Annotated in this window: 12 protein-coding genes and 1 pseudogene; 7 read left to right on the forward strand and 6 right to left on the reverse strand. The window is 60.9% G+C overall.

Annotation, left to right across the window (positions count from 1 at the left end; genetic code table 11):
* Positions 1–140: 140 nt before the first annotated feature.
* The 3 genes from acpA to DBR46_RS28340 all read left to right on the forward strand — a co-directional run bounded on the left by acpA (position 141) and on the right by DBR46_RS28340 (position 3,778).
* Positions 141–1,844 (forward strand): acid phosphatase, encoded by a 1,704-nt coding sequence (gene acpA / locus DBR46_RS28330; RefSeq protein ID WP_124529464.1) that lies wholly within the window; start codon positions 141–143, stop codon positions 1,842–1,844.
* Positions 1,845–1,945: 101 nt separating this feature from the next.
* A complete protein-coding gene (locus DBR46_RS28335) occupies positions 1,946–3,115 on the forward strand; it encodes a hypothetical protein (RefSeq protein ID WP_124529466.1) in 1,170 nt (389 codons plus the stop codon).
* 147 nt (positions 3,116–3,262) lie between these two features.
* Positions 3,263–3,778, forward strand: a complete 516-nt coding sequence (locus DBR46_RS28340) for an SET domain-containing protein-lysine N-methyltransferase (protein ID WP_124529467.1) — start codon at positions 3,263–3,265, stop codon at positions 3,776–3,778.
* Here the strand turns inward: DBR46_RS28340 and can are convergent.
* Positions 3,775–4,419, reverse strand: a complete 645-nt coding sequence (gene can, locus DBR46_RS28345; RefSeq protein WP_003188288.1) for a carbonate dehydratase — start codon at positions 4,417–4,419, stop codon at positions 3,775–3,777. The two genes, DBR46_RS28340 and can, sit on opposite strands and share 4 nt — an antisense overlap.
* A 181-nt stretch (positions 4,420–4,600) precedes the next feature.
* Between can and DBR46_RS30390 the strand changes: the two are divergent.
* Positions 4,601–4,717, forward strand: a pseudogene (locus DBR46_RS30390) (serine kinase/phosphatase); the annotation flags it as partial.
* A 148-nt stretch (positions 4,718–4,865) separates the two neighbouring features.
* Here the strand turns inward: DBR46_RS30390 and rimI are convergent.
* Together rimI and DBR46_RS28355 are read right to left on the reverse strand one after the other, a co-directional pair.
* The gene (rimI, locus tag DBR46_RS28350; protein ID WP_017737118.1) at positions 4,866–5,318 is read right to left on the reverse strand and encodes a ribosomal protein S18-alanine N-acetyltransferase; all 453 of its coding nucleotides are present in this window, start codon (positions 5,316–5,318) and stop codon (positions 4,866–4,868) included.
* The gene (locus DBR46_RS28355; RefSeq protein WP_124529475.1) at positions 5,311–6,057 is read right to left on the reverse strand and encodes an energy transducer TonB; all 747 of its coding nucleotides are present in this window, start codon (positions 6,055–6,057) and stop codon (positions 5,311–5,313) included. Before DBR46_RS28355 ends, rimI begins: the two co-directional genes overlap by 8 nt.
* Positions 6,058–6,244: 187 nt before the next feature.
* Between DBR46_RS28355 and mksB the strand changes: the two genes are divergently transcribed.
* The 3 genes from mksB to mksF are packed head-to-tail and all read left to right on the forward strand — an operon-like array spanning position 6,245 to position 11,056.
* On the forward strand, positions 6,245–7,522 hold the full coding sequence (mksB, locus tag DBR46_RS28360) for an Mks condensin complex protein MksB (RefSeq protein ID WP_124529477.1): 1,278 nt from the start codon (positions 6,245–6,247) through the stop codon (positions 7,520–7,522).
* A complete protein-coding gene (gene mksE / locus DBR46_RS28365) occupies positions 7,512–8,219 on the forward strand; it encodes an Mks condensin complex protein MksE (protein WP_017529960.1) in 708 nt (235 codons plus the stop codon). The genes mksB and mksE overlap by 11 nt, the downstream gene beginning before the upstream one ends.
* Positions 8,216–11,056: an Mks condensin complex protein MksF gene (gene mksF, locus DBR46_RS28370; protein ID WP_124529469.1), complete on the forward strand. Its 2,841-nt coding sequence runs from the start codon at positions 8,216–8,218 to the stop codon at positions 11,054–11,056. The genes mksE and mksF overlap by 4 nt, the downstream gene beginning before the upstream one ends.
* Positions 11,057–11,224: 168 nt before the next feature.
* On the opposite strand, the gene DBR46_RS28375 is transcribed toward mksF, so the two are convergent.
* The 3 genes from DBR46_RS28375 to DBR46_RS28385 are packed head-to-tail and all read right to left on the reverse strand — an operon-like array spanning position 11,225 to position 14,790.
* Entirely contained in the window at positions 11,225–13,528 is a 2,304-nt protein-coding gene (locus DBR46_RS28375) for a PqiB family protein (protein WP_124529471.1), read from the reverse strand.
* Positions 13,521–14,144 carry a paraquat-inducible protein A gene (locus DBR46_RS28380; protein ID WP_124529473.1) on the reverse strand — a complete coding sequence of 208 codons (624 nt, stop codon included), beginning with the start codon at positions 14,142–14,144 and terminating at the stop codon, positions 13,521–13,523. Before DBR46_RS28380 ends, DBR46_RS28375 begins: the two co-directional genes overlap by 8 nt.
* On the reverse strand, positions 14,131–14,790 hold the full coding sequence (locus tag DBR46_RS28385) for a paraquat-inducible protein A (protein WP_026136821.1): 660 nt from the start codon (positions 14,788–14,790) through the stop codon (positions 14,131–14,133). Before DBR46_RS28385 ends, DBR46_RS28380 begins: the two co-directional genes overlap by 14 nt.
* Between the last annotated feature and the right edge of the window lie 110 nt (positions 14,791–14,900).

Genomic DNA, 14,900 nt, shown 5'->3' on the forward strand with positions numbered 1-14,900 from the left:
TTGACTGACCCACCGCCATCGCGGGCAAGCCCGGCTCCCACCTTGAGCGGCGGCGCCAGCTGGATTGTCTTCGTTCCGTCACATTGCATTGCTACCGTCCTGCGAAATATCTTGCAACATCTCGCCAGGAACTCCCCGCAATGACCGATGAGCACAAAGACCGCCCTTCCTCCGATTCCGCCGCCCAACCGCCAGTAGACAGCAGTCGCCGGCGTTTCCTGGGAGGCGCGGCGGTGCTGGGGGTCGGTGCGACCTTGAGTGCTTGCGGCAATACCAATGAAGCACCGGGCAGCAAACCGGTGGCGCGCCCGCTTACGGCCCTGGAGCTGGACAAGGCCCTGCACGACCAGGTGAAGACCGTGGTGGTGATCTATGCCGAGAATCGCAGCTTCAACAACCTGTTTGCGGACTTCCCGGGTGTGGAGAAACCGCTGTCGGCACTCAAGGCGGCCGACGCCCAGCAACGCGACCGCGACGGCAGCCTGCTGACCACCCTGCCCCCAGCCTGGGGCGGTGTGTTGCAAGTCGGGCCGCAAAGCGTGGACGGGGTGACGTACCCCAGCGAAGTGCAATTCCAGCAAAATCTGCCCAACGCACCGTTCGCCCTCAAGGGTCCGAACGCCGAGGACTTGCCGTTAAGCCTGGTCACCCGCGACCTGTGGCACGTGTTCTACCAGAACCAGATGCAGATCAACGGCGGCAAGAACGATAACTTTGTCGCGTGGGGCGATTCCGGTGGGCTGGTGATGGGTTATTACGCCCAGAGCCGTTATTCCCTGCGCCTATGGGATGTAGCCAAGGAGTTTGTGCTCTGCGATAACTTTTTCCAGGGCGCCTTTGGTGGCTCGTTCCTCAACCACCAGTACCTGATCAGCGCCACCGCGCCGTTTTATCCGAACGCCACGCAGTCCGTGGCCAAGGCGCAGATTGCCACGCTGCAAAGCGATGACCCGACCGACACGCGCCTGAAACCCTTGGACAAATCCCCGGCCAGCGCCATGACCGGCGCGCCGCAGTTCGGCCCCAGCGCGCTGACCCCGGACGGTTACGGCGTGAACACCCTGGCCCCGCCCTATTGGCCGACCTGGATCCGTGACCCGGAAAACCCGGATTACTCCAAGCCCGACCTGCCCAACGTGCTGGTACCGCAAACCCACGAGCATATCGGCGACAAACTGTCGAAAAAGAATGTGGACTGGGCCTGGTACGCCGGCGCCTGGCAAGCAACGCTGGACCAGTTCAAGGACTCGGGCGGTATCCCGAAGATTCCGAACTTCCAGTATCACCATCAGCCGTTCAACTATTTCAAAAAGCAGGGGCCGGAGAACCGTGCCGAGCGGGACAAGCGCCTGCGTGATGGCGGTTTGGGCGATGAGTCGAGCACCAACAGGTTTTTTGCCGATGCCCAGGCCGGCAAGTTGCCTGCGGTGACCTTCTACAAACCCCAGGGCAACCTGAACATGCACGCCGGTTACGCCGACGTGGCCTCGGGTGACCGCCATATCGCCCGCGCCTTGAAGGTGCTGCAAGAAAGCCCGCAGTGGAAAAACATGGTGGTGGTGGTCACCGTGGATGAAAACGGCGGCTGGTGGGACCACGTTGCACCGCCCAAGGGCGACCGCTGGGGCCCTGGCACGCGGATTCCGGCGCTGGTGGTGTCGCCGTTTGCACGCAAGGGCACGGTGGACCATACGGTGTACGACACGGCGTCGATCCTGCGTTTGATCACCCGCGTGTTCCAACTGGAAACCCTCGACGGCCTCAAGCAGCGCGATGACGCGATGATCGCCCGTGGCCAGAAGCCCATGGGTGACCTGAGCAATGCCTTGCAGTTCGAGGTGTAGGTTTTCTTATCCAATAGCGACACGCCCGGCGATTTCGCACGCGTGATGCCTGGTCAGCCGCTACTGTGTGGAGGTGGGTTTTCGCTGACTAGGAATCAACTATGTATAAACCGACCAGGTTGTCCTTCACCCTGGCCGCACTGATGGCCAGTGCGGTCGTGCAGGCTGACGTCGAAGTACCACTGGGCAGCACGCAACGTGTCACCCAGTTGTTCGCCTTCCCCAATAACTGCAACGTGATCTGCTTTCGGCCCTGGTCGCTGGAGCAGACGGCCGAGCATTATCTGACCCAGAGCCTGCAACGGGATGGCTACAGCCGCGCCAAAGTCAGCGTGAAGACCCACGACGGCCAGGTTGCCGCGACCTTCAGCGGCGTGCCCGACAGTTATGGGCAACCCCTGACGGCCTTGCTCGCCACCGCCGACCTGGCTTACCAAGGCGCCAGCCGGCTCAACAGTGACGGCAAGTGGGCCTACAACTGGTACTTGTTCCTGCCGCTGGGGATGGCCCTGGAAAACCGCAAGAGCATCGAGCTGCTGCACTTCCCGCCGGACTATTCACTGACCCAGGCCCAGGACTACCTGGAATCGAAAACCACCGACCGCTGGGCCACGCTGCTCACCGACAACGGCATCCCGGCCACCGAAACCCCGGCCTACCAGACCATCATCGATATCGCGCCCATCGCTGCGCCGGCCAGTGCGGGCGCAGACCTGCAAAATGTCTACAGCTACTTCACCGACTACCAGACGCGCATGGTCGCGGAGCTGAGCCTTCACTCCAAAGGCTCGTTGCCGATGGTGGCGTTCGGCGCGCCAGTGCGCAATTGGGTGAAACAGCAATACGGGCAAACCGTGGGCGTACTGGGCCTGGCGCAAATCAGCCCGGTGACCGACAAAAGCGTTTCAGTACTGGGCGCCAACCACCCGAGTTACATCTGGTATGCGGCCGACCCGGCGACCTATGACGGCAATGAACAGAAGGCCGACGAGGTTGGATTGAAGGTCATGGGCCAGGATTTGAGCGCCGCCTGCTGGCAGGCCGGGATGGGACAGAAGCCGGCGAGCGACCCGAATGTGCTGCTCAAAGCCTGCATGAACACCTGGCAGGTCACACGCAAAGAGCAGACGTGTGAATTGTTCTACACCTCGGTGCGCGAGTTTTCCGCGGAGAAAGCCAACGCCCTGTGCGCCACGCCGGCGATCAAGGCTCAACTCAAGCAGCTCAGGATCCCCGCCCCAGCGCCGTCCGCCAGCGCTCCAGCGCTTTAGTCCGCACAAAAAAAAACCGATTTCTACTGTCAGAGTTGACAGTAGAAATCGGTTCCAACTTCAGTGAGTCTTGAGCCGCGCCCATCTGCTGCAAGACTGGAAGTCAGCCACCACCCGCAGGTCCATGCAGCCAAACCAAGGAGAGTTATGAAGACTCAGGCCATGGATAAGGCTAAAACGGCTGTGAGTGCCGGCCTTTACCCGTTCAAACCCAAGCTCGGCGAGGGCTACCCCTCGTCACAACACTTCGAAGTAGTGCGCACCGGCACGGGGGCCTCGATCAGAACGCGGGTCGCCTTTGACAGCCGCGTCTGCATCGCCAATATCTCCGGCTACGCCTTGAGCGAGCGGCGTCAGCACACCCTGCAACTGTCGTCACGTATCCATCTGTACGACTGTTGGTTCTCCGGGCTGTTCTTGCATTCGTGCAAACCGAATGTGTTTCTCGACCTGCATTACCTGGAGGTCTGGACCCTGCACGAAATCTCGGCCGGCACCCAACTGACCATTGACTATGCCAGCACCGAAGAAGTGATTTACAAGCAATTTGCCTGTACCTGCCATGAAATCAACTGCCGAGGCTGGATTACCGGGCGCAACGAACCGCTGAACGCCGAAGGCCAGGCCTTCATGGCCAAATGGCGCGACCGCAAAAAACCTTAAGCTTCACCCAACGGGCGCAGTCGATATTGCGGCGGCAACTGCTCAAAGCCACTGATGGTGGTGTTCAAGCTCTTCCAGCGGCCATCCTTGATGCCGTAGATGCAGCCATGGATCGACAGGCTCTGCCCACGGTGCCAGGCGTTTTGCACAATGCTGGTGTGGCCGACGTTTGCCACCTGTTGAATCACGTTCAACTCGCACATACGGTCCACGCGCTCTTCTTCGGTCGGCAACTGCGCCAGCACGTCACGGTTTTCGTAGTAGAGGTCACGGATGGTACGCAGCCAGCCGTCGATCAGGCCGAACTGGCGGTCCTGCATCGAGGCGCGTACGCCGCCACAGCCATAGTGGCCGGTGACGAGGATGTGTTTGACCTTGAGCACGTCCACCGCGTACTGGATCACTGACAGGCAATTCAGGTCGGTGTGCAGCACCACGTTGGCCACGTTGCGGTGGACAAACAGGTCACCCGGCAGCATGCCGACGATCTCGTTCGCCGGAACGCGCGCGTCGGAACAACCGATCCACAGGTATTCCGGGGTTTGCTGGCGGGCCAGCTTGGCGAAGAATTCGGGATCTTCCTGTTTGATCGCATCCGCCCAGCGTTCGTTGTTATCAAGCAGGTCTTGTAGTTCGTTCATCAGGGAAAGCCTCAGGAATGATGCGCAGTTTTGTGACTGACAACCGCCGGTCCGGGTCACGCCTGGCGCAAATAAGCTTGAATCTTTGGGGCGTTGTGCCTGTCCACACACTGTAAGCCCAACAGTATGAGGATAGGCCATGACTGAATCACGACGCCCGCCGGAGCCTGTTGAGGACGATGAGCACAACCTGGCGGATTATGACTTGAGCATTGTTGACGAGGATGAGGTTGGCGCGGGAAATCGGCTGGATGAGGCCGAAGGCGTGGAGCGCGAGCCCGTGGACGGCAATCGCTGATACACCAACCACCCCCCGGTAAAACTGGCCCTCTGTGGGAGCTGGCTTGCCTGCGATGCAGGCAACTCGGTACATCCGGCACACCGAGTCGATGCCATCGCAGGCAAGCCAGCTCCCACGGGGGTCGGTGTTTACAGGGAAAATGGGTTTAGTCGACCAGGGTGCAGGCCATGACGACCGCGTCTTCACGGCCACCCACGGCGGGGTAGTAGTCACGGCGACGGCCAATCTCGTTGAAACCGTAGCGCTCATACAGGCGAAATGCGCCAGTATTGCTGTCGCGCACTTCCAAAAAGCATTCCCGCGCACTGGCCGCATACGCGCGGGACATCAGGTGTTCCAACAACGCCAACCCGAGGCCACGGCCCTGGTTTTCCGGCTTGACGGTGATGTTCAGCAAATGCGCCTCATCGAGGATGATCTGCACCACACCATGCCCCACCTGCTGCTCGCCTTCGAACATCAACCAGATCTGGTATTTACCCAGCCCGTCGAGAAAAATCCCACGGGTCCAAGGGTGGCTGAACGCCGCGTATTCGATTTTCAGCACGGCGTCGAGGTCGGCCTCGGTCATCGGGCGGAAGGTTAAAGCCTCACTCATCGGTTGTTTTCCAGCGCGCCATCAGCCGGCGCATGGCTTGCCAGACATCAGCCTTACGCTGTGGCTCTTCCATTAATAATTCCAGGCCCGGCAGGGCCCATACCGAGCCCAGGCCTTCGACCTGCAGCTCGCGATACCAGGCTTCGGCATTGGCTTCGCCGGCAAAACGCACGGCGGGCAGGCCGATCAGCCACAGGCACACGCAGGGTTCGTCTTCCAAACGCGCAGACACAAAACCTTGCACAAAATCCCGCGCGGCTTCCGGGCCCTGGTCCATGTTGCCGCGCACCAGCAACGGCCAGCGTACGGGGTCGCCGACGATCTGCGGGCTGTCGGGCAGGCCGGCGGCGCGCAGCATGTCCTTGAGCAGCATGTAGGCCGGGTCGCGGGTCTGGAAACGTTCGCCGGTGGGCAACTCCACCAGCAGCAGGCAGCGCCCGGCCCGCAGCAATTGCAGGGCGAAACGCGGTGGCGGTACCACCGGCGCCTTGGCCACCGGGGCAGCGGTTTCGACCACCTTGGCCGCCTTGGTCACCGACGCCGGACGCGGCACTTCGACCTTGGCCCGCTCTACAACAGGGCGTACAGGTGCGTCAGGCTTGATCACGGCCACCGGCGCGGCCGCTTCCTCGCCCGACGACTCGAACGCCTCATAAGGCTCAAGCGCCTGCAACAGCTCGGGCCGCGAGGGGGCGGCAAACGGCAGTTCGGTGCGGGGCAGCCAGTTGACCACCTGCATGGCGGTCAAGTAAGCGCGACGTCGGGACTCGATAAGCACAGCTCGGCCACTTGTGGATAAGTAAAGAGCGGCGATTCTACCGTTGTTCGGCAACAATCGCCCACTGCGTACTGACCGGCTGTGGATAAATCCCGTGCCTGATGCAGTACAATCGCGACTTTTCATCGCCAACCAGCCGGCCATTCCCATGATCGAACCCAAGCGCGTCCTACGCGCCCTCGCCGAACACTGGGCATTACTTGAGCCACTGTGCGAACACTTCGACCAAGGCACCCTGAGCCTTGCCGAACTGCGCGCGCAACTGGCCGCCCAACAACTGGACAGCACGCCACAGGACATCACCAGCCTGTTGGACGTGTGGATTCGCCTGGACATCCTGGTGCCTGTCGCCAAGAGCCCGAACCGTTTCGAGCTCAATGCACAGATCCATGACTTCCTGGCTTATCTTCGCAAGGAGCACCGGCTTGGCCTGTGCCTGGAAATCGAAGCCTACCTGCGCCACCTTGAGCGCCTGGCGGGTTATATCCAGGACGCTTTCGACATCCGTGATGGCCACGACCTGGCCCGCCAACTGCGCTTGCTGGATATGCGCGTGCGGGACGTGCTGAAAAAACTCGCCAACGACGAACAAGCCCTCGCCGCCGTGGCCGACCGCGCCAAGACCAGCGACCGGCAGATTCCGTTGCGCCAGCGGTATGCCGAGGTCCTGGCGACCTGGGACGAATACGTCGAACCGATGATCCAGCTGGTGAACGCCGACGGCGCCTTCGAGCAAGGCGTGCGCAAGGTGGAAAACGTGCTGCTGCGCCTGCTCACCGAGCAACAGCGCCTCGGCCACCTGGTGGACGACGACATGCTACTGCGTACCCACGCGCGCATCCTCGAAATGCAGACCAGCGCCCAGCTGACCTTGCGCCATGCGCGGGAGCTGCTGTTGCCGCTGCGCGAAGAAGCGCGCCGGCACAACGCCGTGACCCGTGGCGCGGCGCTGGCCCTGTCGGCGATCCGCCGTAAAGGCCTGGACGCGGTGCCACAGGCCGCGATGCCGATGTTTACCCGTCCGCAAAGCACCTTCCTCGGCAGTGCCAGCCAGGTGGAAGCCTATGTGTATGCCCTGGCGAATTTCGAGCCGAAACCGGCAAAATTCCCCAAGGCGCACAAGTCCCACAAAGGCGAAGCCCAGCGCGCACCGCGTACGGTCAAGGAAATGCTCGAACGCTGCGAAGACGCGCTGCCGATGCCAGACCTGATGACCTGGCTGCTGGAGCAGGAACCGGACGGCGCCACCGACGAATTGCTGTACTGGTTCTCACGGCTGTCCCGCGAAAAACGCTTCAAACGCGAACGCCTGGAACGCCGCGACTACCACACCACCGAGCATCAGGTCAGCCTGCGCTCCTTCGCCCTGCTCCCGGCCACTGCTGATGCGGCCGAGCAATCTGCGAGTACACCTCATGCATCTTGATCTATCCGAACTGTCCCAGCTGGCGCCGATCTTTCGCGAGCTGTTCAAGGGTTACCACGTCAGCCGCCGCGACCCGGAGCTGTACGCGCAATTGTCGAACTTCCAGGACCAGTACCGCACGCTGTTCAAGGCCCTGGGCTTTGAACTGGTGTGCGACACACGCGGTTTCTACTACTTCGTGCCGGACACCGCCGTGGCCGCCGCGCAGGTGAACAAGACCGCGCAGCGCCTGGCGCTGTTCACGTTCATCATTGTTGAACACTTGGCGGATCAAGGCCGCGACCCGATTGCGGTGCTCGACGGTGGCAGCCTCGGCCGCGACGAGTTGCCGTCGCTGCTGGAGAAGTACCGCGACCTGTTTATCCAGGCCGAAGTGCAGACCCAGGAAGAACTCGAAGAAAAAATCATGCGCCGCATGACCCAACTGGGTTTTGCCAGCGAAGACAACGGTATCTATCGCTTCCTGCCGCCGATGCATCGCTTCCTTGATGTATGCCTGTCGGTGCAGCAGGACCGCGACCTCGCGGCCAGCGTGCACAGCGTGTTGCCACTGCCGGCGCCGGTGATCATCGATGAAGACAGCGATGAAAAACTGCTGAAAACCGATGACCCACTGGACCTTAGCGACTTCGCCGAAGAAAGCGAAGAAGACGCCCTGGCCCGCGCCATTGCCGAAGAACAGGAGACCGACGCATGAGTAAGGAACGCTACGGCATCCGCCGCTTCGCCCTATTGAATACCGCAGGTTACAGCCTGGGTTTGTTCCCGCTGGAAGAACCGCTGTCGGTGTATGGCGCGAACAACCTGGGCAAATCCGCGTCGATCAACGCCTTGCAGTTCCCGATCCTGGCGCGCATGTCGGACATGAGTTTCGGCAAGTACACCCTGGAACAATCCCGACGCTTCTACTTTGCCAGCGACACCAGCTACATCCTCGTGGAAGTGTCCCTGCCCCACGGCCCGCACGTGATCGGCGTGGTCGGGCGCGGCCCGGGCGGTGGTTTCGGCCACCAGTTCTTTGCCTATGCCGGCAAGCTGGACCTGGCGCACTACCAGAAGAACGACACCTGCCTGCGTCAGAAAGAGCTGTTCACCAACCTTGAACGCGAAGGCCTGAAAGCCTACGAACTCAAGCCGGATGAACTACGCCGTTTGCTGGTGGGCGGCCACACGTCGATCCCGCTGGATCTGACGCTGATCCCGCTGCGCTCTACCAGCGAGCAGAGCCTGAAAACCTTCCGTGCGCTGTTTATCAACCTGCTGCACATGCGCGAAATCACCGCGGCCAAGCTCAAGCAGCTGTTCCTCGATGCCTTCGAACACAGCCTGCGTTCCGGCAGCGTGGATTACATCGCGGCGTGCGAAGAAGCCTTCCGCGACGTGCGACGCATGGAGCAGGACTACAACTCCCTGGTCGCCGCCGGCCCGCTGGTTGAAGCGCTGGCCAATGGCGTGCGCCTGCGCGACGTGTTGCGCGGCAAGCTGCATCGCCTGTCGCCGCTGTTGGATTCGTTGCTGGGCACTTGGTCGGACTACGCCAGTGCGCGCAAGGAAGAACTGACCATCCAGGCCGAGCATTACCGCAACGAGCAGGACGCTCTGCAGAACGACCAGCGCGGCGGCACCCAGGAACTGATGCGCCTGGAGCGGGAAATCAGTGGCATCCAGCGTTGGCTGGGCGAGCTGTCGGTGCTCAAGCATCGCTTTGCGCTGGTGGATGACGTGAAGGTGCTGGAGCAGCAACTGCTGGCGGCCAAGGATGCTCACGATGAGCTCGCCGGCGCCTTGGCGCAGTCGCGGCAGTTCAGTGCCGAGGATTTGGACGAGCGCTTGCGCGAGCTGGAAAAGCGCTTGAAGTCGGTCAAGCAGCAGCTCGACCACGCGGACAACAACAGCTACGCCAAACTGCGCGAAGAATTCTCGCAGCAGGATGTCGAGCGTCTGATGCGCCTGTTCAACAGTTCGTTGTTCAGCCTGCCGTTGGGCGAGCATGGCATCACCCTGGACGAGGACGGCCAGTGGGTCAAATCCCTGGAACAGATCCTCGATGGCTTCAAGGGCGAGCGTTTTGAAGTGCCGGGGCTGTCCATCGACATCTCCCACATCGAACCGCCGGCGTTGCAGGCCCTGGCGGATCGCGCCGCGTTGCGCGACCAGAAAGAGCGTCTGGAAAAAGAACTCAAGCAACTCAAGACCCAGCAGGCTGTAGCCTCCGACCGTGCGGCGAGCAAGACCCAGACCGAAGCGCTGTACCAGCAGGTACTGGACGCGCAAAAGGCCCTGGAAGATTTCCGCCGGGCGCAAACACTGAGCGCCGAAGAAGGCGAGAAGCTGGAAAACCTCGCGCAGATGGAAGCGGCGCAGGACGAATTGAAGCGTTCCAGCGATGCATTTACCGAGCGCGTCCAGCAGCTGTCGGCCAAGCTGCAACTGGTGGGCCGCCAGATCGGCGATATGGAAGCCAAGCAACGCACGCTGGATGACGCGTTGCGCCGTCGTCAGTTGCTGCCGGCCGACTTGCCGTTCGGCACGCCGTTCATGGACCCGGTCGACGATTCCATGGACAACCTGTTGCCGCTGCTCAATGACTATCAGGACAGCTGGCAAGGCTTGCTGCGCGCCGATGGCCAGATCGAGGCGCTGTATGCCCAGGTTCGCCTCAAGGGCGTAGCCAAGTTCGACAGCGAGGATGACGTTGAGCGTCGCCTGCAACTGCTGATCAACGCGTATGCGCACCGTACCGATGAAGCACTGACGCTGGGCAAGGCACGCCGCGCGGCGGTCACCGATATCGCGCGGACCTTGCGCAATATCCGCAGCGACTACGACAGCCTTGAGCATCAACTGGCGCTGTTCAACCGCGAGATCAACAAGCGCCAGGTCTCCAACCTGCAAAGCTTCCGCATCGTGCTGGCGCCGAACAAGGAAGCCCTCAAGCATATCGACCAGATCATCCACAGTGCCGGTCAATATGAAGAAGGCGAAACCCTGTCGGTGTTCGACCTGAGCCAGAGCGCCGAGCAGGACAACAAGAACGAAGAGGCCAAGGAGTACCTGGCCCGCCTGGTGGCTGCCAACCATAACCAGTTGGGCCTCAAGGATTTGTTCGAATTGGCGTTCGAGATCACCAAGGTGCATGGCCAGCCGGTGATTCACACCGACATCGACGGCGCCGCGTCCAACGGCACCACCATGACCATCAAGGCGCTGACCAACATGTACTTGTTGCTGCACTTGATGGACCGCGACCAGGCTGGGCGTGTGCGCTTGCCGTACTACCTCGATGAGGCAGCGGACATCGACGAGAAGAACCAGGCGGCGTTGCTGGAGACCAGCTTGCAACTGGGCTTTGTGCCGATTCTGGCCAGCGTGAAGCCGCAGGTTTCCGCCCAGGTGGCGATTGACCTGGAAGGTGGCAGCGGGCCGAATGGGATCTATATCGATGAGGCGGATTGGAAGTACATCCGTCGTCATGATGTCGTGAAGGCGACCGTGAATGTGCAGGCGGATGAGCCGGAGTTGGATGAGGTCTGAGTTTTTGGACTGAAATAAAAAGGCCCCTGGGTGTGAATCCAGGGGCCTTTTTTGTTGCCTGTTCGGGCCTCATCGCGGGCAAGCCCGCTCCCACATTTGACCGAGTACATCCTTTGGAAAGCGGTCGAATGTGGGAGCCGGGCTTGCCCGCGATGGCCGCGCCTCGGTCTACTTGCCGAGCGGAATCTTAGGCGCCCAGGTCAGCCACTCATCCTCAAACTTGTCAAACAGCGGGAAGGTTTGCTTCGCAAGTGCGGCATTGCCCATACGATCGCCATCTGGCGTAGCGAAGGCAATGCCACCCGCGACCAGCGTCTCCAAGGACTCAGTACGCACCGTCGCCCCTTTGAACAGGCCGAAGTCGAGACCAAAGCCGCTGGTGTTCCAGAAGCGGCTGCCGCTGCGTACCAGCGGAGCGTATTTAGGTTCGATCAGAATGTGGATCAGCACGCGGTCAGCGGTCTGGCCCAGCTCGTAACCGGTGACTTTGCCCACGGTGACTTCGCGGTAGGTCACGGGTACGCCTTCCTTCAACGAGCCACGGCGTGCGGCGCTGAGGGTGAGGCTCAGGCCTTCCTCCTGATGGACGGCCTTCGGCGGTTCATCCAGTGCCACGAAGCTCTTTTGCGGACCGGCGTTTTTCACCGCTGGCTGCACTTCGATGTACTGGCCGGTGACCAGGGTTTCCAGGTTCGAGGTTTTCATCAGGCCCAGCTCAGGCTTGACCACCCAGAACTGGCTTCCCACGCGGGCGATGCGATCCGCCACTTGGGTGATGCGCGCGCTGAGCAACACCGACTGCATGTCGGCGCTGAGATCGACGCTTTCGATCTTGCCCACATCCAGGCCTTTGAAGCGTACCGGTGTACCCGGGCGCATGCCGTCGGCACGATCGACCTTGATGGTCACCAAGGTGCCGCGTTGGTTGGCTGCCTCGCGGTCGGTGAACAGGCGGAAGCGCGGGATGCGTTTCTTCAAAGGCACGTTCGGCTCTGGGGTTTCGAAGGCGATACCGCCGGCCATCAGGCTGGCCAGGGATTCACTCTTGACCTGGATGCCGCCAGTGAGGCCGCCGGTCAGGGTGACGCCGCTGGCATTCCAGAAACGTGTGGAGCCGTTGACCAGGTTCTCGTATTCCTTCTCGATGTGGACGCCGATCACCAGTTGCTTGTTCTTGCGCGAGAACTGGTAGCTCTGCACCGAGCCGACCTTGACCTGTTTGTAGAGAATCGGGCTGCCGACATCCAGCGAGCCGAGATTGTCGGTGAACAACACCATGTGCAGGCCTGGTGAGCGCAGGTCCAGCGGCGGTGCCTTGGCGCGGGCGACGAATTCGCGCTGAGGGGCGCTGCCTTTGTCGCCGGGACGGATGGCGATGTAGTTGCCTTTGACCAAGGCCTCAAGCCCGGTGATACCGGCCAGGGAGATCGATGGTTTGACCACCCAGAACTGGGTGTCCTGCACCAAGTAGTCTTCGGCCAGCGGGTCGAGGGTCAGCTCGGCGTTGGCGCTGGACAGGGAGGGGTCGATCTTCAGGGTTTTCAGGCTGCCGACCTGGATGCCTTTGTACATCACCGGCGTTCGGCCAGCCTGTAGGCCTTCGAAGTCGGTGAGCTTGACCTTGACCTTGATGCCGGCTGCGGCCGCGTCGAAATCTTCGTACAGGCGGAAGGGCAGGCTTGGGTCCGTCGGCGGGCTGTCTTTGCGGTTCTCTGGGGTGGCGAAGGCGATGCCGCCGGCGACAATGCTGGAGAGGGATTCGCTGCGCACCTTCACGCCGGAGAGGTTGGCGTCGATGCTGATGCCGCTGGCGTTCCAGAAACGGGTGTGTTTGCGCACCAGGTTGGCGTAGGTCGGCTCGATGTAGACCTTGATCTCAACGGTACTCTGGTCTTCGGAGAGCAGGTAGCTTTTGACCTGGCCGACCTGGATCTGCTTGTAGAACACCGGGCTGCCACGGTTGAGCGAACCGAGGCGGTCAGCCTTGACGGTCAGGTGCAGGCCGGGCTTGGCGTCGGACAAGGGCGGCTCTTCGGAGAGCGCCTTGAACTTGCGCGTGGGTTCGCCATCACCGGGGCTGGCGGCGATGTAGTTACCCGAGACCAGGGTTTCCAGGCCGGTGATCCCGGCCAGGCTGACGCTGGGCTTGACCAGCCAGAAGCGCGTGTTGGTCTTGAGGTACTGGTCGACGTCCTTGTTCATCTCGATGGTGGCGATCACCCCGCGATTACTGCCCTCGTCGTCCAGGGCCAAGGCCTTGACCTTGCCCACCGTCATGCCTTTGTAGACCACTTCGGTTTTGTTGACCTGGATACCTTCGCCGCTTTCGAAGCGCACTTGGATATCGATGCCCTGCTGGGTATAGGCGCGCCATCCCAGCCAGCCGCCGATGATCAGGGCAATCAGGGGTAACACCCAGATGGCCGACCAGTTAGAGGCCGGGCGGGTTTTAGCTTTTGGCAAATCACTCATGGTCGTCGTCCGACTCCGTGTTATCCCAAATCAGTCGGGGATCAAAAGTTACTGCGGCAAGCATCGTCAAGATCACCACACTGGCGAACGCGGCAGCGCCGAGATTGGCCTCGACACTGGCAAGTCGCCCGAAGTTTACAACCGCCACCAGGATGGCGATCACGAAAATATCCAACATGGACCAGCGGCCAATGAATTCGATAAAGCGGTACATGACGATACGCTGTTGTGCGGACAACGGCTGATGGCGCTGCACGGAGAACAGTAGCAGACCAATGCCAACAAGCTTGAAAGTTGGCACCAGAATACTGGCGATAAACACCACGGCGGCGATGGGGAACATGCCGTGCTGCACCAATTCAATTACCCCAGCCATGATGGTGCTGGGTGCACCCTGGCCAAGGGAGTTGATCGTCATGATGGGCAAAAGGTTGGCCGGGATATAAAGAATGGCCGCCGTGATCAGCAATGCCCAGGTCCGTGTGAGACTGTTGGGACGTCGGGCATGGACCAGCGCGCCGCAACGGGTGCAGGTTTGCTCGTCGGTATCCGGCTCTTGCTTGTTCAACTCATGGCATTCGGTACAAATCAGAATACCTGCATCAATCGCCCGCATGTTCATCCTCTCCTGACAGTGCTTGCCAGATCTGGTGCGGCGACATCACCACCTCAAGCAGGACCTGAACCATTAATAGGCTGACAAAACAGACCAGGCCCAGACCGATGGTGATGGAGGCCATGTCGGCGAGTTTTACGATCGCCACCAGGACGCCCATCAGGTAGACCTCCAACATGCCCCAGTCTTTCATGTGGTGGTAGATACGGTAGAGCAGCAGCCCGTAGCTGCGACCGATGTTCCAGCGAATGCTGAGCAGGACCGCCAATTGGCAGAGCAGCTTGAGCAGGGGAATGCCCATGCTGCACAGGAACACCACCACCGCAACGCCTTGCATACCCGTATTGAACAGGGCGACGACGCCACTCCACACAGTGTCCTCCGAGGACTGCCCAAGTAGATTGAGCTGCATGATGGGCAAAAAGTTCGCGGGGATATACAGCAGCAACGCAGCGATAACCAAGGCGAGGCTGCGCTCAACGACATTGTGGCGGTGAGCGTACAGCTCGTAACCGCAACGTGGGCATTGGGCTTTTTCGCCGAGGGCGAGCGCTGGTTTGCGCATCAGCAGGTCGCACTCATGGCATGCCACCAGGTCGTCCAGTGGTAAATCCGATACCTCGGGGGTATCAACCGGATCGGGCATAAGTAGGGCTCGGACTCTAAAAAGGTTAGGTGCCTATTCTAGTGGTCTGGTTCAGAAATAACTGTGCAAATTTGTCGGTGCTTATTTTGCTTTTCGACCGCCCAAAACAA

Source organism: Pseudomonas sp. KBW05 (genome assembly GCF_003852405.1).
In the GTDB taxonomy this organism is placed as follows: Bacteria; Pseudomonadota; Gammaproteobacteria; order Pseudomonadales; family Pseudomonadaceae; genus Aquipseudomonas.

Coding starts and splice junctions, on each gene's coding strand:
- acpA (WP_124529464.1), top strand. CDS start 141: ATGACCGATGAGCACAAAGACCGCCCTTCCTCCGATTCCGCCGCCCAA.
- DBR46_RS28335 (WP_124529466.1), top strand. CDS start 1,946: ATGTATAAACCGACCAGGTTGTCCTTCACCCTGGCCGCACTGATGGCC.
- DBR46_RS28340 (WP_124529467.1), top strand. CDS start 3,263: ATGAAGACTCAGGCCATGGATAAGGCTAAAACGGCTGTGAGTGCCGGC.
- can (WP_003188288.1), bottom strand. CDS start 4,419: ATGAACGAACTACAAGACCTGCTTGATAACAACGAACGCTGGGCGGAT.
- rimI (WP_017737118.1), bottom strand. CDS start 5,318: ATGAGTGAGGCTTTAACCTTCCGCCCGATGACCGAGGCCGACCTCGAC.
- DBR46_RS28355 (WP_124529475.1), bottom strand. CDS start 6,057: ATGCAGGTGGTCAACTGGCTGCCCCGCACCGAACTGCCGTTTGCCGCC.
- mksB (WP_124529477.1), top strand. CDS start 6,245: ATGATCGAACCCAAGCGCGTCCTACGCGCCCTCGCCGAACACTGGGCA.
- mksE (WP_017529960.1), top strand. CDS start 7,512: ATGCATCTTGATCTATCCGAACTGTCCCAGCTGGCGCCGATCTTTCGC.
- mksF (WP_124529469.1), top strand. CDS start 8,216: ATGAGTAAGGAACGCTACGGCATCCGCCGCTTCGCCCTATTGAATACC.
- DBR46_RS28375 (WP_124529471.1), bottom strand. CDS start 13,528: ATGAGTGATTTGCCAAAAGCTAAAACCCGCCCGGCCTCTAACTGGTCG.
- DBR46_RS28380 (WP_124529473.1), bottom strand. CDS start 14,144: ATGCGGGCGATTGATGCAGGTATTCTGATTTGTACCGAATGCCATGAG.
- DBR46_RS28385 (WP_026136821.1), bottom strand. CDS start 14,790: ATGCCCGATCCGGTTGATACCCCCGAGGTATCGGATTTACCACTGGAC.